The sequence below is a fragment of the Roseovarius sp. PS-C2 genome (assembly GCF_018862045.1).
In the GTDB taxonomy this organism is placed as follows: domain Bacteria; phylum Pseudomonadota; class Alphaproteobacteria; order Rhodobacterales; family Rhodobacteraceae; genus Roseovarius.
The window spans coordinates 35,671-55,986 of sequence record NZ_JAHKSQ010000011.1; the positions used below are offsets into that span (position 1 = coordinate 35,671).

The following is a 20,316-nucleotide window of genomic DNA, read 5'->3' on the forward strand; positions in this document are numbered from 1 at the left end:
TCGTGAATGAGGAATTTGATGAGGATCGGTGTGATCGGTGCGTCCGGCAAGATTGGCCAGATGCGAGTACAAAATATTATTGAAAACCCTGATACGACATTGGCAGCGGTCTTGGATATTGAGATGCACCGCGCCGTTGCAGTCGCAAACGATGCGCCGGCTTTTACTGATCTGGACAGGTTCCTTGCGACCGATATGGATGCTGTCGTGATCTCGACCCCGGCTCATGTCCGAGAGAAACTGTGCCTCAAGGCGTTTGGGCATGGGCTTCATGTCCTGACCGAGAAACCCCTTGCCCCCACGGTGGAAGGGGCGAGGCGGATTGTCGAGGCCGCCAAGAAAGCGGGCAGGGTTCTGGGAGCGGGCTTTAACATGCGTTACTACCCGTCCTTTGCATATGTAAAGGATGTTGTGACGTCGGGCCAGATCGGGGAAATCGACCATGTCCGTGTCTATGGCGGTCATGACGGGCTGGGTCATTTCACGCATGATTGGGAATATCAGTCGGAATTTTCCGGTGGGGGCGCATTGTGGGATGTGGGCATTCACATGACCGATATGACCCGCCACCTTCTGGGCGAGATCACGAGCGTCTATGGTGTGACGGACAACAAGGTCTGGCAGGTACCCGGATCGGAAGACAATGCTCTTGCCATCTTTCGGAACGCAGAAGGAACACCCGCTATTTACCAGGCCAGTTGGATCGACTGGAAAGGCTATAAAAGCGCGATCGAGGTTTACGGTTCGCACGGAATGGTGCGTGGATCCTATGCGCCGATGCAGAACTTGCTGATCACCTTGGACAAGCCGGGCGGGACGGCCAAAAAGACTCGGAAATTCTACCCGGAAATCATGGTTCGCGAAAAGCTGAAGTCATGGAAAACGACCGCCGTCATGTCATTCGCCGAGGAACTGGCCGATTTCATTCGCCTGACTCGCGGCGAAACCGGTCTGCGGTGTGCTGACGGTCATGCTGGCTTGCGGGCTGTCGAAATTGCCGCTGCCGTACCGGAAAGCTCTCGTACCGGTCAGCCGGTTGTGCTGGAAAACCTTGGGGATATGAGATCCGATGAGCAATGATCCGACGCTTTCCATCGTTCTGACGATTGTGCAGGGCGGTACCTATGTACGCGATTTCCTGGAAGCGGTGCATAGCTTTGAGAACCCACCGCCACTGGATGTGATCATTCCGTATGATGCCAGTGTCTCGGATGTGGCGGAATACGCAGACGCTTACCCCGACGTGACATTCCTTGACCTGGGTGTGATCACCCCGATCCGCCCGATCACCTCAGAGGCCGGCAAGCACGAACTTTATGACCGCCGCCGATCGGCCGGCCTGGCCGCGGCCAAGGGCGACATCATTGGCATTCTCGAAGATCGCGGCCTGCCACAGGCGGATTGGGCACGCACCATTGTTCGGCTTTATGCCGAGACAGGAAAGAACGTGATCGGTGGCGCGATTGAATGCATGGAACCCGTGAGCGCTTTGAACTGGGCATTCTACGTTACCGACTTCGGCCGCTATGGCCGGCCTTTTGAAACCGGACCCGCCGACTGGGTGTCGGACGTCAACCTGACCTATAGCCGCAAGGCCTTGGATGAAACCCGGCACCTGTGGAAAGACCGCTATCACGAACCGATTGTGCATTGGTACCTGATTGATCAAGGCGAGGATCTGTGGCTGTCAAACGAGGTGATCGTGCATCACCGGCGTCCGAAGGCAACCTTCGGGGAATTGCTGCCGGAACGCTTTGACTGGGGGCGTTTGTTCGGAGAAATCCGGGTGCGCAATCAAAGCACGCCAAAACGTTTGGCGCTGATTCTGGCAGGTCCGCTGATCCCGCCACTCCTATGGTTCCGGCATTACAAACTGCAGGCCAGCAAGGGTCGCGGGATGCGATATATCAAGGCGTTGCCCTATGTGATGCTGTTGTCAACGGCATGGACCCTGGGCGAGGTCTGGGGGTACATTACCAAACGTCCTTAGAGACCTGTCAATTCGTAATAGGTCTTTTCGAACTGGCGGTGTACCCAATCCGGGTTGAACCGATCTTCGCGGCTGCGTTCCAAGGCATTGGCGGCAAGGCGCGCGCGGCGTGTCTCGTCCGACAGCACATCAGCGACGGCGGCGCAAATGGCATCGACATCGCCGATGGGCACCACTGCGCCGACAGTTTCATCAATAAGCTCGACAACGCCGGAACAGGCGGTGGCCACCGCTGGAGTTCCGGCCTGAAATGCCTCGGCTATGGTAAAAGGGAGCGCTTCCCAGCGGGATGTCAAAAGGAACAGATCCGCGGCCCGAAGAAGGCGGATTGGCTGATTGGTCCTCCCGATGAAGTTAAGGTGCTTCCCCAGGTTCCTTTCTTGCGCAAGCCTGAGCAGCATCGCCTCGTCCGGGCCATCCCCGGCCACGACAAACCGGTATCCGGGATGCGTGTCCTTCATCCGGGCAACGCAGTCGATCAGAATGTCGATCCCTTTCTGATTCAACAGACGGGCCAGCGTGACGATCATCCGTTCACCGTCACCAAGCAGTTCGGTGCGCAGCCGGGCGATGTCTTCATCGGTGTCATCAGGCGGGGGCGAGACCCCCAATCCGATTACTTTCAGCTTGTTGCGCGGGACACCTCCGATGTTCACCAGATCCTCGGCCGAACGGTGGCTGGGGGTAATGACCAAGTCACATTTCGCCGCGATTCTGCCGAAGGCGGAGATACGTTCAGGTTCGGACCCATGATACGTGACCGCAAGCGGTATACCGCGTCCAATTCTGGCTATATCGGCCACCAAGGCCGGTGCAGATTCATGGCAATGGATCAGATCAACCGGATTTCTGATCAGCCAGCGCCGCAAGAGCCAGGCCGATGTCATCATATAGCGCAACCGGTTGGCGATATAACCGCCATCACCAGCCACATACCGCGTCGGCAGGTCGACAAACCCTGTCTGGTTTTTCGGTCCTGCCCATACATCGGCAGTACCGGCCAGCGTTACCTTATGACCATGGTCGCGCAACCAGTCGCTGAGGCCGAGAATATGACGCGTGATGCCGCCCATACCAAACTGGGTGCCCATTTCGAGCACATGAAGCGGCTTGATAGGAGGATCGGGCTGCATGTTCAAAAGGATAAGCTCAAAACCGGATAATGTCGCGCAATCATAACAGTCGTATGCAGTTCGCCTATGTTTCTCGCGGATTCACAGCGGATGCAGGCCCGGTTGCAGCTTGTACGCAACACTGGATACGAACCGGGCGATCACATGGGTTCCGCCTTTTGATTGTGGCGGGGATCGTGTTTCATACTGGAAGGTCATTGGCTATCCGGTACATTCCGAATGAGATCTTTGCGTATCCTGATGTTCACCACCTTTTATCCGCCTTATTCATTCGGGGGGGATGCGGTGGGGGTGCAGCGCATGGCGCGGGCGCTGCAGGTGCGCGGGCACGACGTAACCGTGGTGCATGATGAAGATGCCTATCTGTCCCTTGGCGGGAAAGAGCCCGCCCCGGCCCCCGATGACGGGGTTCGGGCGATCGGGTTGCGCAGTCGGCACGGGGTGCTCTCGAACCTGCTGACCCAGCAGACCGGGCGGAATATCGTACATCGCCGCCGGATCGGCGAGATCATGAATGACGGAAATTACGACATCATTTGGTACAACAATGTCTCGCTCGTGGGGGGGCCGGGGATTCTGTCGGCGGGGCAGGGGTTGAAGCTCTACGAGGCGCATGAGCACTGGCTGGTCTGTCCTACCCATGTGCTGTGGCGCCATCACCGCGAACTGTGCGACGAGCGCCAATGCCTGCGCTGTGTGCTTGCACATAAACGCCCGCCGCAGCTCTGGCGCTATACCGGCTATCTTGACCGGCAACTTGACCACATGGACCTGATCGTGGCGAAAAGCGAGTTCAGCCGTGCCAAGCATCGCGAATTCGGTCTCAGGCATGAGATGCATGTACTGCCTTATTTCCTGCCCGACATGGACCAGTCCGCATTGCCCGAACCGGCGGTGCACGACCGGCCCTATTTCCTGTTTGTCGGTCGGCTGGAGAAAATCAAGGGGCTGCAGGACGTGTTCCCGGCTTTCGAACGCTACCCTGACGCCGACCTGCTGATCCTGGGCGACGGAGATTATGCTGGCCCTCTGAAAAAACTGGCGGCAGGAAATGAACGGGTCAAATTCCTGGGCCGTAAAACCCTCGATGAGCTCAATGCCTACTACCGTGGTGCACTTGGGCTGATCGTGCCGTCGGTCTGTTACGAGACTTTCGGAATCATCCTGATAGAAAGCTTCCGACTGGGCACGCCGGTGATCGCCCGGCGACTGGGCCCGTTCCCCGAGATCGTGGAGCGGGCGGAGGCCGGTACCCTTTTTGAAACCGAAGATGAGCTGATCACCGCGATGCGTGATTTGCAGCACAACCCGGACCGGCGCGAGACGCAAGGCCGCGCAGCGCGGCAGGCTTTCGAGGATATCTGGAGCGAGAACCGGGTGCTTGCGGCCTATGGAGCGGCGCTGGCTCGCGCTGCCCGGGCAAAAGGGGACAGTGAACTGGCCCATGCCCTGGAGGCTGGCGCCTTCGAAACAGGCGCCTGACGCATCCCGAACAGCATTAGCCAGCCAGCATTCCGATACGATGAGCGTTGGCCATCACGGAAAAGGTTATGGTCGTCGCGGGTATGCTGGGCAGAACCGACGCATCGACGACATGAACCCGATGACCAGATCAGTCATGCCCGGTGCGTCTGAGGACAAGAATATCTCCATCGCCCAGCGTTCCGGGGAACCGGCGGACCGGCTGCAAGACCTGCCCGGTATCTTCTCTCAGCGTCGGGATCATCCTGTGAGAGCGCGCAGGGAAGGGTACGACCAATATGATCGGTCCGGGATAGGACAACGCCCTGTCATAGTCCTGCTGCGACATCAGGTTGCCCCAGTCGGCTCCGAAATAGTCCGAAAAAATAGGGCCGCTATGGCCTATGGAATAAACACGTTCTCCGGGTATGCGGATATCTTCCACCAGCCTGTAGGCCCCCGCAAGGTCCTGTTTGGGCTTGGAATAATTGCGGTACACCAGCGCAGCGGACAGAACCACCATTACGGCAGCAGCGGCAGCGAACAGGTAGCGCGCAAGTTCCGGCCGCCCGGCCAGCCTCCCCACGGCATGGGCTCCGGTTGAAGTGCCAGCCACGATCAGAATGATGACGAAACCAATATCTGCAAAGAAGAACCGCGGCCATATGCGCATGCCCAATATCTGGAGCAGCACCAGCGTGAGGACGATATGCGCCAGCACGATTGGCGCGAAAAGAGGTGAGCGGCGGTGCAGCCCAACCGCGCCGATGCCCGCCACGACCAGCACCCCCGCCGCGACCAGCAACGCCAAGGCACCGATCCTGCCCATGGCCGTCCGCACGCCCTCCAGCACGGTCCAGAGCGGGTTCTGGTATTCCTGCATCAGATCGGCCGAGGACGTTTCCGAGACAGTGCCCAGCGTGGCGAAAATATCCGGCAATACCGGTGCGTAGAAGGCAACCAGCAACGCGATCCCCGTTGCGGCTCCCACGAGCGGCGTAATGAACAGATCGCGAGAAAATCGCCCCTTCAGTGCCGATGTAGCCACAAGCACGAGCCACACCATTCCCAGGGCGACAAAGAAAAACGCGCCGGTCAGATGAGTGGAAACGGCTGCAGCCAGAGTCAGCCCAAACGCTATCCAGATACCTCGCCGCGGCACCTGCACCCCCCGCAGGAAGAGGATCATGCCCAATGTGCTCCAGAACGCGAGTTCGGTATAGCCGCGGGCATTCTGGGAAAACCAGACCTGATGATAGGACATGGCAACCAGAAGCGCAGAGACATGTGCCACGGTTGCTCCGGCGATGTCGCGGGCCAACCACCAGATCGCCAAAACAGTGCCGGTCCCGAACAGCACCGCCGGCAACCGGTAGGCCCAGATCTCGTCGCCAAACAGCGTTGCAGCGAGTTTTGACTGCAGAGTGAACAGGTAATGATTATTCATCGAATAGCCCTGCGTGATTTCACGCCAAGGCCCCTGAACATAGGAATGCACCGTGACGATCTCGTCAAACCAGAGCGGCGCGTTCAGCCCGATCACCCGCAAGATGATGGCGAGCACCAGTATCCCGGTCAGCCAGACATAGTCACGATACCTGTGCGCCTGATGCTGCATCGTCGCACTTACACTGTTGTCGGCACGCGCACATCGGCAATTATGTCATCGATGATCCGCCGCAGGGGCAGCATCGGTCGAAATCCGGTCACGCGTTCCAGTTTCGACACATCCGGCAGGCGCCGCTGCATATCCTCGAAACCCTCGGGATAAACCTGATCATATGGGACCAGCCGTATCTCCGAACCGGACCCCGCCGCCTCGATGACCTGTGCGGCCAGACTGTGGATGGTAACCTCCTGGTCAGTCCCGATGTTGAAAACCTCACCCTGTGCCCCCGGAGAGATCATCAACCGGCACATCGCCTCGACCACATCCGCCACATGCCCGAAACAGCGCGATTGTTCGCCGGTGCCGTGCACCATTAGCGGAGCCCCTTCCAGTGCCGATTTGACGAAATTCGGCAACACCATACCGTAGCGTCCGGTTTGACGCGGACCGGTTGTGTTGAAAAACCGCAGGACCGTCACCGGAAGACCGGATTCGCGGGCATGGGCCAAGGCCAGAAATTCATCCAGCGTCTTGGCACAGGCATAGGACCATCTCAGGTTTTTCGTGGCGCCAATGGTCAGGTCATCGTCTTCCCGAAACGGGAATTTGGTGGTCTTGCCATAAACTTCGGAACTGGAGGCGATGAACGTGTGCGCCTTGTTCTGCAAGGCCGCATCCAGCACGTTTTCGGTGCCCGCGACATTGGTGAGTATCGAGCGGCTGGGTTCATCCATAATCAGTTTGACACCGACCGCTGCGGCAAGGTGAAACACGACATCGGCAGGTTCGACCAGCTTTGCCACCAACGGCCGGTCCAGAATGGTCCCTTCGACAAACTCGAAACCACGCTGGCCAGTCAGCGCGGCAAGGTTTGACAGCTGCCCGGTGGAAAGATCATCCAGCACGGTGACCGTGTGACCGTCGAGGATGAGCCGCTCTGCAAGGTGGGAGCCGATGAATCCGGCGCCGCCAGTAACCAGAATATGCATATGTCCTCGCAAAAGCTGTTTTCAAACAATCAATTCACCCTGTTTATAGCACGCACCCAATGAGACATCTACAATTCTCAGTGACCTGAGCTGGCGAGCAGACACGGGTGGCAGGATTTCCGAAACGGACTCCCGCACTATGGATTCCGAGATCAGCACGAAAGCGGCGGCCATCGCCAGAAAGCCGAAGGTCTCGACACCCAGAAGGCGGGCAAGAATGGCGAAGATGACAAAATTGATTGCCTGCTCAATCCAACCGCCCGCAGACATCCAGGCGACACCAGTGGAGAATTTTTTCTGCATCGACGTGGCCTACTCGGCGGCGATCGTTAACACCCCTGCATCGGGGATCGAGGCGGTCAGCCAGCCATCCTCTCCGAGGGTGACAAAATCAGGAGATGCGACTGATCCCGATGCGATCGCATACGATACTTGGTACCTGCTATCCTCCGGCAGTCCCGAGATACGGAGTGAACCGCCACGCGAGGCTTTCACGATCACTGTGTAACGACCGTCAGTATTGATGAAGGCAACCGGATCAAACATATCGGGTTGAGTAGAGACCGCCCCGATACGGACGGCTCCATGACGAACATGACGGAAATATTGCAGGTTATACCTGACCTCTGGTTGCAACTCGAGCCTTTGGGTCGGCTTGTTCTTCGTTGTGAAAAGCCCTCTTTCGACGCGCCCTTGCCAGGCAGAATTGTTCCCAACAGTAAGGTCTTCATGAAGTATCTCATGAGTGGCATTTCCGAACCACCATTCGAGCATGGAAACCCTCTGCTTGTGCTGATTGGCAAATTCGGTGACCTGGTTGAGAATCTCTGGCCATGCCCCCCAATAGCGATGATATGAAACCTCATCGAACGCATCCATTGCTCCGGGAACAGATGCGATGCCCTCCAAATATGGCATGATGTTTTTGATATCGGTCACCGATGGGGCAACAAAAGACGGTTTGAAACCATGTGCACGCAAGCGGGTTGCAGTTGCTGCCATTGCCTGTCCGATCATTTCACCACTCCATCCGCGGTTATTGAGATCGGGCTCCAGGACAACCTCCCACATATCAGGAACAAAGCCGTATTTTTCCTGCATATGCAAATAGGTGGCGAGGACAAACTCGGCATATTCCTCCGCATCGGCATGCAAACCGGGACCGGAGAAATTCACATAGCACAGGTTGATGATTAAAGGTTCGCCCCGCGCTGCAAGCCGTTGCCGGATGGGTATAGCGGTATTCTGAATGTGCCAGTCAAGCTCGGCAAAATCAAATCCACCCCAATTGATCTCGAAGGGATCGGCATTGTCATTGTTCGACTGATATCGCGTACCCTCCCATGTCTTTAAGTCCAATTTCCCGTTGATGAACCGGTGAATGACGCCTGTGCTGCTTTCCGCGCCGGAGCGGATCTCGACCCGAAGGCGGTTGATGCCAACTTCGTTGACGATCCGGTCCAGCATTTCCTGACGGTAAGGTGTCCAAACAGGTGCTGTCGGATTGTCAGGAAGATCCGCCGTCGCCTCCCATCCGGACATGGTCTGAAATGTCGTTTGAGGGTCTAACGAAATATCAGCGGCCTGGGCCAATGTGCCTGATGCGACCAGAAAAACTGCAATACGGCGGAAATGCCGGAGTTGTTTCAAAACCATAGGTTCGACCACATAAAACTATGACCTCATCAAGCAATATGGCATTAAGGATAGAAAATTACTCAAGAGTCAGCAACAGACAGATACTGACATCTGAATGGAAGGTAATCCCATTCGCATCCGTTCGAAATATAAGGGCCTAACGGCCACAATTATACTATTTGCACTATTTGTTATCGGCATGGTCGGCGCTGTGGCGTCAATTGGGTGGACAACAGCAGTCCAGGCTCTTTCAAACTTGGGCACCGGGAAGGTGGTCCTGCTTCTTGGGTTTGCCACGAGCCACTATTTTATTCGCGCATTGCGCTGGCATCTGTTAACACGGGCCGTCGAATTGCCGACGACATTCAGACAAAATATGCGTCACTTTTTTGGTGGGTTTGCCCTGACCGCGACGCCCGGTCGACTGGGCGAGTTGGTGCGACTGCGCTGGATCGGGCGGGAAACAGGCTGGCCACCCGAGCGCAGTATCCCGATTGTTTTCGCCGATAGGGCACTGGAGCTTGTGGCCATTACACTTTTGATTGTTCTTGCGGTCGGCATGTCTAACCTGGGAACAAGCGCAATCTGGCCAGTTGTTGCGATCTCGGTGATGCTGGCCTGGATATCGTGTCGCCCAAAACTTTTGACTCATGTGGTTGAGATGACTTGGCGCGGCCTTGGGCGCGGCGCCCGTTTCTTTGTCAAGCTTCGCAGAGTAACGAAAGGTCTGGGGCCATTCATGACCCCGAAAATCTCAGGCATTTCGATTATTCTAGGGATGATCGGCTGGTTCTTGGAAGGGGCTGCCTTTTACATCTTGTTGGCTTGGTTGGGAGTAGAGATATCCTTATGGACTGCCACAGCGATTTTTCTGGCGGCGGTATTGTCAGGCGCATTGTCGGGCCTGCCCGGCGGTCTTGGCGGAACAGAAGCCGCCAGCGTTGCTTTGCTTCTTTTGCAAGGGGTCTCGCTTGAAACAGCGCTGCTCGCAACCTTGGTCATACGCCTCACGACTTTATGGTATGCCGTGCTGCTTGGATTGGCCGTGTTGCCATTTTCCGAAGCGGGATCAAGGCACATTGCAGTGCGATAGCGGTGTTTGATGCTAGAAAGTGAATGCGACCCAGACAAACAGGAAGATTATGACAAGGCAAGCCCAGCTCACTTTGTCCTTTACGGCAAAGATAATAGGATCGTCATGCATGCCGCCCCGATGAGTGATCATGTAAACACGGGTCAGCCAATACAATAAAACAACCGCGCTCCCCCATAGTATTTCGGGACTTGAATACGTTTCGATCACCGCAGGCGAATTAAAATAGAGGGCCAAAACCAGAATGGAAACAAACCCCGACGCGGAGCCGAGCTGACTGACAAGCGGAAGATCTGCAACGCGGTAACCCCGGCCCGCTACGTCGGGTTTCCCAGATGCCTTGCACTCTACCAGTTCCGCCTGCCGCTTCACGGTTGCAAGGGTGAAAAAGAAGAACAGGGAAAATTCGCGCAACCAGTCAGAGACGGGAATAGACGTCGCTGCGCTGCCAGCCAGAATACGCAAAGTATAAAGGCCCGCCAACATGCAGATATCGATAATTACAATCCGTTTCAGCCACATGGAATAAGCCAAAGTCGATATGTAATAAAAAAGCAGTACTGCAAAAAACCACCAACCAAGATATGCCGCGACAGACAATCCCAATACAAGCGGGCCCGGAACAAGCCAGACACTGTGAACTATCGGAAGCGCGCCTGACGCGAACGGCCGGTTGCATTTGGTCGGATGACAGCGATCCGCGGACAGGTCCAGAAGATCATTCAGAACATAAACACCCGACGCGACACAACAAAATGCGACGAAAGCGAGTATGCTCTGAGTAATGGTTTCCGCCCCAAATTGATGCGCCGCAAGCATAGGTATAAAAATCAGCAAGTTCTTGAGCCATTGCTGAGGCCGTAGCGCTTTCAGATACGGAATGATGCCCTTTGAGCATGATGTCAGGTGATCTGCCTCGATATTCATCGCGTTAACTTGTGCTTTGAGGGCATCAGGGATGTCGACGGTGACAGCCTTGGCCGCATGCTTCCATGCATGCAGGTCAGCAGCACTATCCCCGATATAGACAAAGCCGTTTTCACCATACCGCTCTACCAGAAACGCCGCTTTGTTCGGTCCCTTCAGATTGTGGCTCCCATCTGATCCGTGACTCTCGTCAAAGAGGCCAAGATGTTTTGCGATCCTGTCTGCGAGAACTTGGTCAGACGCTGTGACAAGGGCTGTTTGGCCGCCCTCGGCCCTCCAAGAACGGATGTAATCGATCACCTGATCATTATACGGCAGATGTGCGACCTCGACCGCACTCTCTCTTGCGAGGACTTGTTTCAAGCACGCCTTGCCTTTGATCAGCCCGCCAATTGCCGAGAACAGCGAGCGCCAATCCGATGCAATCGAAGACCAGAAAGTCTCGAACAACATGTCTGTTCTGAGAAGGGTTCCGTCCAGGTCGGCGACGAGCACTTTAACTTGTGCCATTTCTACCTCTTAATCGTGAATACAATCTGATAAAATATCTTGTCCCCGTGTCCGTCTCCTTGCCTCAATGTCAGGAGGGCAAAGCGTCTGCAAATCCAGAGGCGGAAGTGATTCCAGTTTTCCGGACAGGTTCGCAGCGCTTCCAAGATGTATCTTGTTTAGGTTTCATGCTGCCAAATTCTGATTTCGACTATTGTACTATGCCTCCTCGGACGTTCGTCATTCAAGCGAGGAATGGGGCCACCCGGTATTGTAGAGTGCCGTCCAGTTTCTGATCACACGCCGAACCTGAAAGCCGTCTGTGATTTCCTCGAAATAGATGACTCCTGTTTCATAAAGCGCCGGAGGCGCTCGATGAAGATGTTGTCCATACAGTGACTCCGCCCAGCCATCGAGATGCGCATGCTCGCCTCAGTCAACGCGGTGATCTCGACCGATCCGGTGAACTACGATCCCTGGTCGGTGTTCGCAATCTCGGGCGGACCGAACTTTCCGGTGGCACCGGTCAGCCGCTCGGTTTTGCCGCTGCGGGCAACCACATCGGCCATGCCCCTAACGGTCTGGCGCTTCCATGTGTTGACTTGGATCGTCTCGCCATCACGCAACGCCTCAAGCGCGACCTTCGCCTTGAACTGACCTGAGAACTTCCGGCGTTTCGCCATCTCGTATCCCTACAAAAGGTTCGGGATACACCTTAACCGACTCTCCGATTTTCCGGGACCACTCCAGACCACAGTATGATCCATCACTGGCCCCAGGAATACGCATCTGAAATCGAGAAGGCATACACTGACCGAGGCTTGTCCGTACTCGAAGACCGTCTAGAAGCATGAAGGTCAACTGTGAAACGCTCTGTCGGTGACTTCAGCGGAGGCTTGCAACAGGGCCAACGATGCCGAGTGCAAAACATTTTGCAGTATACGCGTAAGTGTTTCGCCCATCTAGCGGCGGGTCGGGTAGTTCTTTACCAGGGTTGAGCCGGCATTCAATTTGGCGATCAGGCTGCCGGGCCGAACACCGTATTCATGATATCCATGGGTGGCGCCGGTGGCATAATAGATGAACTGGCGGTCGTAGAAGCCGCGAGCGCCCGGTGACGTATCCTGAATGATCGCATTATTGAGAATGACCCAGTCCCGCTGGTTATGGTAGCCGATGATGCCGCTCGTAGCGTTTTGCTCGATCACCACGGATGTTGACCCTCTCGAGACATTGATGCGCGGAATAGTGACATTGCCTTTTTCGGCTCTGTGGACCCGGATCAGCGAGTTCCTGCGGATGGAAAGCCCATCGATCGCGTGCACGGAAATACCGTGGGTATGCGCGTTGTAAATGACATTGTTTTCGATCAGCACGTTTTGATGGCGCAGCATCGGGTCGCCAAGGTTCTTGCCGTCGCCTCCCATCCATATGGTTTGGGAATAGTCGCCCGCCCCCATGTCAAAGACATTGTCCCGGATCACGATATTCGTGCTGCGTTGGTTCGAACTGCGCGTGATCTGCAGCATGTCGCGGTGATCCCGGCCAGGAGCTCCCCTGAAGTTGTGCAGCCGGTTGGCGGCAATCATCAGCCCATCTGTCACGCCAAGCGTCATGCCATCGGAGCGGATATCGTAAAACTCATTGCCGCGAATGGTCAGGTTGGTGTTCTTGCCCCCGGTAAGGGCCTTCCACCATTTCCGGAACACGGAACCGGTGACGGTAATCGACGCGCTGTCACGAATGCGCAACCCGCGCCCATGACCCACAGTTCTGTTATGATCGCCGTCGAACAAGGATCCGGAAATGGTGATGTTCCGGCTTTGAAGGATACTGAACCTGTTGGCGAAGTCCTTTTCTCCAGGAGAGTAACTATAGTCGAACACGACGCCGTCAAAGGTAACGTTTCCGGCCCCTTTCAGCCGCAGGTCCGAGAAGCAAGCCGGGGCCGCCGGGTTAGCAGACCGAATCGTTACGGCGGCATTGTAGGTTTTGCCGAGCGACAGCCCGCCGTAATTACCGGGCGCGAGGATGAATGTCTCGCCCCCCTTGGCGTTTTCGAGGGCTGCGCCGAGGCCAGCAGCATCCCTGACAGCCTGTCCTTTGGCCGACCCTGAAGGTTGGGTCGTGAATTTTTGCGCCTCGCAGGACGGCTGGGCCGCGAGCGCAGAACTCAGCATCAGCAGCATCGCGCCCGCCAGAACAAGAGGGGGTGGTCTGCGCATCGGAAGTACCTCTCCGGCCGGGTTTGCACGAAAGTGTAGGTGCGATGTGGAGCGCTGTCCACTGGCAAACAGGCTGCATAGGAGTAGTTCCCGGCCCCTCCACTGTCCTGCATAGGGCAACAATCTGCCGATACACTATCGGTTTGCGCGGGTATCTGCCTTTTTCAGATGTTTCCTTCCCGGTGCGTTGCACTTGTCAGAATGTTTCCGCAGAAGCACAGGCAACGAGTAAGGGAAGGAATAATTCCCAGTCAAGAACGAGTTCGCTCGGAAACGACCGGTGGTCGGAGCTGTTTTTCATAGCAGGCGCATGTTTCCAACCATAGCCGTATTTTGGTCATACTGATGCCTTTCCCAAAGGCAACGGTATCGTTCGGGCAAGTAGACGGGGCTTTTGCGCGCTGAGGGCGCTTTGAACAAGAACGCAAGATGGCAGGTATAAGATGGCAACGCAAACGATCACGGTAAGCACGACTACCGAGCTGAATCAGGCACTCTCGAACGCGACGGGCGGTGAAACCATCCTGCTCGCTGCGGGAAGTTACGGCAAACTGGTCCTGAAAGGGACGCAATACGCGTCGGACGTCACGATCAAGTCGGCGGATTCCAGCGCGATGGCAAGTTTTTCCGAGGCTTACGTGACCAGCGCGTCGAATATCACATTCGATACGATAATGTTCGACTACACATACAGTTCCGGAGATTCGAGCTACGCCAGCAAGTTTCGGGTCGAAAACAGCAGCAACATCACCTTTACGGACTCTATCTTCGATGGTGACTTTGCCAGCGGCACCGGCACCAGCGCAGATGGCACCGGTTTTGGCAAGGGCCTTGTGATCCGCGGCTCGACCAATGTGGAAGTGATCAACACTGAATTCCATTCCTGGTGGAAGGCCTTGGGCGCATCCATGTCGAACGACATCGCCATGATCGGTAACAACATCCATACGATCCGCTCCGACGGCATTTCATTGGGTGAGGTGCAGAATGTTCTGATCGAGAACAACTATATCCATGATTTCGGCGGTGCTGCGGGCTCCGGCGATCATCGCGACATGATCCAGATCCAGCGCTCCGGTGGCACGGGGAGCAGCGATATCATCATTCGCAACAATGTTCTCGACATGGGAGCGGGCGATTATACCCAAGGCATCTGGGCGGGCCGTGACAAGGCCAGTTATTCCGACCCGACGAACTGGAACTACAATATCACGATCGAGAACAATATTCTCTACAACGCCCATGCAAACGGGATCGCCCTGCATCAGACGGACGGGCTGAACATCCTGAACAACACCGTGATCGCGGTTCCCGACCCGTATCAGACTGGCGGGGTCACGATTCCGAAGATCATCATTTCCCCCGATTCCCTGAATGTGGCGGTGACCGGGAACGTCGCCCCTACTATCGTGGGCGATCAGGGCCAGGCCGATTGGACCCTGCTGAACAACGCTCTTGTTGCGCCCGGGAGTTATGATTCAATTTTCACCTATTATGCAACGGGCATGGTCGATGGCTACAATCAGTTCGGTGTCATTACGGGGAGCCTTGTGGATTCCCTGAATGCCGGTTCAAGTTTGGTCGACAATTATCCGTATGACTACAACAGCTGGGTTGGCAGTTCGTCCACGGTGGTGAGCGGTTCCGGCTCGAATACCACGGGTACGGGTAGTACCGATACGGGCGGAACCGACACAGGTAGTACGGACACGAGTGGCACCGATGCAGGTAGTACCGATACGAGCGACGCAAACGCGGGTGGTACGGACACGAGTGGCACCGATGCAGGCAGTACCGATACGAGCGATGCAAACGCAGGCGGTACGGACACGAGTGGCACCGATACAGGTAGTTCAGACACGAGCGGGACCGATACCGGTAGCACGCAGTCTCCGATGGTTTTCGACGATTTCGTGCTGGATATCGCCGGACTACCCGGGAACGATCAGGCGAAGTTGAGAGACGATGCCACTGTCGTGGACACCGCCTCGGGCCCGGCCATTCTGTTTGACGGACAGAAGGACCGGGTGGAACTCGGCCGGTTGCACCAGTTCGAGGAATCCGAACAGATCGCCTTTACGGTTGAGTTCACCCGGGCAGAGGCGGATGGCAGCGCGCAACGCCTGGTCTGGAATAAGGGCCATGTGGGCCTGACCTTGGTCGGAGACGGCCTGAAAGCCCATGTCAAGAATAACGACAGCAAATTCTATGAGGGTTTTGCGGTTGATGATCTGGGTATGAACGATACTGACACGCACCAGATCACATTGATCGTCGATCAGGTCACGGACCAGTTGCAGGTGCTGGTCGATGGTCAACTGGTTCTGAACGAGACGAATACGGATTTCGATTTTGTCGGCTCGAACGGCGGCATGGAATGGGGCTGGAACATCGGCCTTCGCAATCGCGATGTTGATGGGCTTGTCAGCGGGTTTGCGATTGATGACGACATTCAATTCGTCGATACGTCGGCCGGGCTTGTAGACGATTTCCTCGTCTGATTGTCTGGACGCCGGACGGCGGACATAGCCGGGACAGGAAAATGCATGCGGGGCCGGGTATTATGGCCCCGCATTCGGGTTTTCCCGGTGTGCTGTATTGCCAGTTTCGCCGTGGTTCTTGCATATAGGCCGGACAAGGGTGAGAGTACGGCGCCATGATTTTATCGGATCGCTATCGTTTCATATTCATCCATGTGCCGAAATGCGCAGGAACCTCGGTGCGCGCGGCGGTCCTGCCATATCACGATGCCGATGACCGGTTTCTGAAAGCCGTCGAGAAACACCCGGAACTCGGGGAGATTGATTACCGGCATCTTCCGTTGGCGTTGCTGCGCGAGCTCGATCCCGAAGCCTTTCACAAGCTGAAACGCTATGACAGTTACGCGCTTTTGCGGGATCCTTTCCAGCGTTTCCGCTCGGCGATGTCGCAGCGGGCCAAGATGTATCTGGGCAAGGAATTCGCGCAGATGGACGCGCAGGAACTGCGCACCGAGATCGAGCGCGTAATGGATTACCTGCGGTCTGAACCGACCGTGATCGCGCCAGCGTTCATTCATTTTGCCCGGCAGTCAGATTTTGTGCAGCTCAGGGACGAGAGACTGGTGCGTCATCTGTACCCGGTCGAGAGGGTAGATTTGTTCGTGCAGGCGCTTGGCCGGCATATCGGCACCGATGCGCTACGGATTGAGCATGCCAACAGAACGACAGTGTTCCGCTATCCACAGCTGAAACATATGGTGCAGAGCGGCAGCGCCCTGGCGCGACATTTTCTACCGCAGCCGGTGCACGAAACATTGCGCCGTTCGGCACGGCGAGTCCTGATGAAACCGGGCGCCAAAGCCGACCTGCCCGCGCTGCGCGAGGATCGCGTCCAGGAGTTCATCGCCCATTACTATTCGGCCGATATTGCGCTGCATCAGGAGCTTCTGGCAAAGGCCCCTGCCTGCGCCTGATTTGGCTCCGACGATATCCGGGGATCACCCTGACCTGCCTGCAGCAATTCCAGTGCCGCAGCAATACGTTCTGCACTCCAGTTCCAGCGCAGTTTCTGGACCGGGGTGGCGCCGGTTCTGAGTAATGCGGCGGTTTCTTCGATATTTTTGCCCTGCGTCACGGCGTCATGCACCAAATGCGCCCCGTAGCAACTGATCTTGGGAATATCATCGAAGGCACGCCGAAAAGACCGGCTCGTCAGGTAAAGATAGTCGAGCATGATATGGGGCCAGTAGTAATTATGGGGCTTTGTCCGGCCCTGCCAATAGCCGAAACAGGCATCTTCCCAAGCCGAGATGAAACGCCCGCCCGGTTCGGACGCAAGAAACCAGTTTGTCATTGACCGATGCATGCCCGGCCAGATGAACCAGGCATCGGTTTTCGTCCACGTGAAGGCGAAAAACCCGCGTTGCGCCGCGACCGGCAGCCAGGTGTCGAGGGGAGCCAGGCAAAATGTCGTCGCGTCGGCCCAGACCCCGCCGTGTTGCTTGAGCAGACGCAGGCGCAGCAGGTCCGCGTAGGCCTGAACCGGAAGTTTCGACGGATCGTGCGGCAGATCAACGATTGTTGCCGCTGTCTGCGCATCCAGAACGCGGATATCCCACCCGGGATTTCGATTGCGCCATGAAGCGATGCAGGTGCGCACCAGATCCGGCGCGTTACTCTCTCCACTGTCCCAGTAAATCCAAATTTTCCTGGGAATTTGCCGCGGCGCGGACTGCGCGAAGTGGTTGGGTTTGCCCCACAGCTTCTTGCGGGCGCGTCGCCACAGTGTTGGCAACACCCGGAGACCTACGATCAGAGTAAACAGCCACATCTGAGGTTTTGGAACACGCATGCGCATACCTTTACAACATCATGACAACACTTCTAGCCATCGCAGAACACGAGCGCCAGCATCGCGTTTAATATACCCGGATTTGGCGCAATGGTGGCGAAATAGAGTGATGCCACAGAAACAATTCAAGCGACATGAGCGTATTGTTCTGCCATGACATGCGCGCCATCCCACTCACCGGGATTCTGTTGTAAATAATGAAGAGATACATATTATTTTTTGGAATAGGGCCGTATTCGGGCCAAAAGGATAGATAGTATGGCGGTCATTTCACAGGCGTTGAAAGCGGTTTACTTTGATATCACGAAGGTGGGCAGCAGCAGCCTGAAGGAAACCCTTTGGGAGCTTGATCATGGCGCGCCCTTCAAAGGGCGTGGTGTCCGGCGGGTCGTGAACAACCTGCGCTGGCGGCTGGCCGCGGCCAAGCTGATGCAGCCGCGCAATATTCATGAGCAGGAAGGCTACCGCACACAGATATTTTCTCTGTCGAAGGTGCCGGAAGGGTACATCACATTCACGCTTGTGCGCGATCCCGTGGCCCGCATGAAATCCGCCTGGAAAGACAAGATTCACCGGAACCAGTTCCGGTGGCGTGCCGAAGAGATGGATATTGAGAACGAAGGGTTGCCGCTGGATCCGACATTCGGCGAGTTCATTGACCATTTTCATGAGTATCGCGCGGTCAGCCGCCCCGTCCGGGTCCATACCACGCCGTATTCCTGGCATTTGGGCGAGGACATCGGATTTTTCGATTGGGCATTTCGGCTGGAAGCCTTGGACGAGATGCATGCGCGCCTTTCCGAACGGCTTGGCCAGCCCTTTCCGATCCACCATGCCAACAAATCCGGCTTGAGCCAGCGGGACGACAGGCTGACCCGCAGGCAGATTGACACTCTGCTACAGATCACCCAGGCGGATTACAGGTTGCTTGGGGCTATGTATGACATCAATACTGCCGAGAACGCGCTGGCGGCCTGATACCTGCAGGTGCGAAGATGTCCAGTCAAAGTCTGGCCGGATCGTGTAGGATCGCGACAAGGAAGACATATGCTATGACGCTTGCAGCACAATCCGAAACCCAGACGGCACAGCAGTCGCCCAACAGGCTTCTCATTGCTTTGCTGATGTTGTCGCTGGTGATGCCGTTCTTCTTCTATTTGGGCGGCCTTCGGCTGAGCATGTATCGTGTCTACCTGCTCGTTTTTGCTGTTCCCGTCTTCGTGCGCTGGCTTGCCGGGGCAGGAGGGCGCATCCGAACATCGGATATCCTGGTGATCATTGCCTCATTCTGGATGATGGCGGCTCTGTTCATCAATCACGGGGTCAACAGTCAATTGGAGTTTGCAGGCATTCTGGTCGTCGAAACTATTGTCCCCTATCTGGCGGCGCGCGTTCTCATCCGCGATCTGGTGTCATTCCGGACCTTCGTGTGGTGGTTTTTCACCATCGTGATGGTGCTGCTGCCCTTTGCATTCTACGAGAACCTGACCGGGCGACCGATCCTGATGGATTTCTTCCGCGGGGTATTCAAGGTCTACTACAACGTGAATCAGGAGCCCCGGCTGGGACTTGAGCGCGCCCAGGCTTCGATGCCGCACCCGATTCTGTTCGGGGTCTTCTGTGCGCCCGCATTTGCGTTATCCTGGTATGTGCTCAGCCCCGAAGGCAAATTTTTCAAGCAAATTCGTCGGCCCCTTGTGGTAGGCGCAGCGGTATTCAGTTCCCTGTCATCCGGAGCGTTCATGGGGGTTCTGTTGCAGGCGTTCCTCATTGCCTGGGATGAGATTCTGAAATCGATAAAAACGCGCTGGAGAATTTTTGCGCTTATTTTCGGCCTGCTTTACATCGTCCTCGAACTCGCCTCGAACCGCAACGCGTTCCAGATCATCGCGACGGAGTTCACCTTTTCGCCAGGCACCGCCTGGAATCGGATTCACATTTTCAATAACGCGATCGACGATATATTCAGGAATCCGGTTTTCGGGATCGGGCTGGGATATTGGACACGTCCGAACTGGCTGCGGGCAAGCGTGGACAATTACTGGCTTCTTGTCGCCTTGCGGTATGGCATCCCGGCTTGGTTTCTCATGACTCTGTCGGCGCTTGTCATGTGCTGGACCGTTGGCCGGGCCCGATTGACCGGGCTCCATGCGCGGGCCCGCACCGGATACCTGATCGCCTTCATCAGCATGATCGTTTCGGCCTTCACCGTCCATCTGTGGGATGCAACATATTGCATGTTCATGTTCCTGCTTGGGGCAGGGGCATGGTTTACCGATACCGATGGCACACAAGACCAGGGGCCTGAAAGCGGTGGGGTAAAACCACCGGGCAGGCGGGAAATCAGATATACGAGGTTTCCGAAACAGGCACCGGACGATGCACCTTCCTGAACCGGCCCGGTTCATGCCGCGCCCCTGATCCTGCGGG

General features: G+C 56.3%; 17 protein-coding genes and 1 pseudogene. 8 read left to right on the forward strand and 10 right to left on the reverse strand.

From position 1 onward, the window contains the following. The first annotated feature begins 18 nt into the window (after positions 1-18). Positions 19-1,080: a Gfo/Idh/MocA family protein gene (locus KPG71_RS17325; protein ID WP_216339651.1), complete on the forward strand. Its 1,062-nt coding sequence runs from the start codon at positions 19-21 to the stop codon at positions 1,078-1,080. Further along, a complete protein-coding gene (locus KPG71_RS17330) occupies positions 1,070-1,990 on the forward strand; it encodes a hypothetical protein (RefSeq protein WP_216339653.1) in 921 nt (306 codons plus the stop codon). Before KPG71_RS17325 ends, KPG71_RS17330 begins: the two co-directional genes overlap by 11 nt. On the opposite strand, the gene KPG71_RS17335 is transcribed toward KPG71_RS17330, so the two are convergent. Further along, a complete protein-coding gene (locus tag KPG71_RS17335) occupies positions 1,987-3,123 on the reverse strand; it encodes a glycosyltransferase family 4 protein (protein WP_253196347.1) in 1,137 nt (378 codons plus the stop codon). The genes KPG71_RS17330 and KPG71_RS17335 overlap by 4 nt on opposite strands. A gap of 219 nt (positions 3,124-3,342) precedes the next feature. Between KPG71_RS17335 and KPG71_RS17340 the strand changes: the two genes are divergently transcribed. Then, a complete protein-coding gene (locus KPG71_RS17340; protein WP_216339658.1) occupies positions 3,343-4,605 on the forward strand; it encodes a glycosyltransferase family 4 protein in 1,263 nt (420 codons plus the stop codon). A 16-nt stretch (positions 4,606-4,621) separates the two neighbouring features. Here KPG71_RS17340 and KPG71_RS19865 read toward each other — a convergent pair. The 5 genes and pseudogenes from KPG71_RS19865 to KPG71_RS17360 form a co-directional block, all read right to left on the reverse strand. Next, a pseudogene (locus KPG71_RS19865) lies at positions 4,622-4,714 on the reverse strand (hypothetical protein); the annotation flags it as partial. A 21-nt stretch (positions 4,715-4,735) separates the two neighbouring features. Next, positions 4,736-6,202, reverse strand: a complete 1,467-nt coding sequence (locus KPG71_RS17345; RefSeq protein ID WP_216339660.1) for a glycosyltransferase family 39 protein — start codon at positions 6,200-6,202, stop codon at positions 4,736-4,738. A gap of 8 nt (positions 6,203-6,210) precedes the next feature. Next, entirely contained in the window at positions 6,211-7,182 is a 972-nt protein-coding gene (locus KPG71_RS17350; protein WP_216339662.1) for an NAD(P)-dependent oxidoreductase, read from the reverse strand. A 21-nt stretch (positions 7,183-7,203) separates the two neighbouring features. Next, positions 7,204-7,485 (reverse strand): oligosaccharide flippase family protein, encoded by a 282-nt coding sequence (locus tag KPG71_RS17355; protein ID WP_216339664.1) that lies wholly within the window; start codon positions 7,483-7,485, stop codon positions 7,204-7,206. Between the two features lie 9 nt (positions 7,486-7,494). Further along, positions 7,495-8,838, reverse strand: coding sequence for a hypothetical protein (locus tag KPG71_RS17360; RefSeq protein ID WP_216339666.1), 1,344 nt, complete (start codon positions 8,836-8,838; stop codon positions 7,495-7,497). 97 nt (positions 8,839-8,935) lie between these two features. On the opposite strand from KPG71_RS17360, the gene KPG71_RS17365 reads away from it, so the two are divergent. Further along, complete coding sequence (locus KPG71_RS17365; protein WP_216339668.1) at positions 8,936-9,913, forward strand: lysylphosphatidylglycerol synthase transmembrane domain-containing protein; 978 nt, start codon at positions 8,936-8,938, stop codon at positions 9,911-9,913. A 12-nt stretch (positions 9,914-9,925) separates the two neighbouring features. Here KPG71_RS17365 and KPG71_RS17370 read toward each other — a convergent pair whose 3' ends face one another. From KPG71_RS17370 to KPG71_RS17380, 3 genes are all read right to left on the reverse strand, one after another. Continuing rightward, complete coding sequence (locus KPG71_RS17370) at positions 9,926-11,350, reverse strand: UbiA family prenyltransferase (RefSeq protein WP_216339670.1); 1,425 nt, start codon at positions 11,348-11,350, stop codon at positions 9,926-9,928. Between the two features lie 446 nt (positions 11,351-11,796). Beyond that, positions 11,797-12,012 carry a hypothetical protein gene (locus tag KPG71_RS17375; RefSeq protein WP_216339672.1) on the reverse strand — a complete coding sequence of 72 codons (216 nt, stop codon included), beginning with the start codon at positions 12,010-12,012 and terminating at the stop codon, positions 11,797-11,799. Between the two features lie 279 nt (positions 12,013-12,291). Then, positions 12,292-13,518, reverse strand: a complete 1,227-nt coding sequence (locus tag KPG71_RS17380) for a right-handed parallel beta-helix repeat-containing protein (RefSeq protein WP_216339674.1) — start codon at positions 13,516-13,518, stop codon at positions 12,292-12,294. Between the two features lie 479 nt (positions 13,519-13,997). Here KPG71_RS17380 and KPG71_RS17385 point away from each other — a divergent pair, with 479 nt between their 5' ends. Together KPG71_RS17385 and KPG71_RS17390 are read left to right on the forward strand one after the other, a co-directional pair. Continuing rightward, positions 13,998-16,055, forward strand: coding sequence for a right-handed parallel beta-helix repeat-containing protein (locus KPG71_RS17385; protein WP_216339675.1), 2,058 nt, complete (start codon positions 13,998-14,000; stop codon positions 16,053-16,055). Between the two features lie 155 nt (positions 16,056-16,210). Next, a complete protein-coding gene (locus tag KPG71_RS17390) occupies positions 16,211-17,008 on the forward strand; it encodes a sulfotransferase family 2 domain-containing protein (RefSeq protein ID WP_216339677.1) in 798 nt (265 codons plus the stop codon). Here KPG71_RS17390 and KPG71_RS17395 read toward each other — a convergent pair. Then, a complete protein-coding gene (locus KPG71_RS17395; protein WP_216339679.1) occupies positions 16,972-17,865 on the reverse strand; it encodes a capsular polysaccharide synthesis protein in 894 nt (297 codons plus the stop codon). The two genes, KPG71_RS17390 and KPG71_RS17395, sit on opposite strands and share 37 nt — an antisense overlap. A 279-nt stretch (positions 17,866-18,144) precedes the next feature. Here KPG71_RS17395 and KPG71_RS17400 point away from each other — a divergent pair, with 279 nt between their 5' ends. Together KPG71_RS17400 and KPG71_RS17405 are read left to right on the forward strand one after the other, a co-directional pair. After that, positions 18,145-18,864 carry a sulfotransferase family 2 domain-containing protein gene (locus KPG71_RS17400; protein ID WP_216339681.1) on the forward strand — a complete coding sequence of 240 codons (720 nt, stop codon included), beginning with the start codon at positions 18,145-18,147 and terminating at the stop codon, positions 18,862-18,864. Positions 18,865-18,938: 74 nt separating this feature from the next. Further along, positions 18,939-20,279 carry an O-antigen ligase gene (locus KPG71_RS17405; RefSeq protein ID WP_216339683.1) on the forward strand — a complete coding sequence of 447 codons (1,341 nt, stop codon included), beginning with the start codon at positions 18,939-18,941 and terminating at the stop codon, positions 20,277-20,279. Positions 20,280-20,316 lie beyond the last annotated feature (37 nt).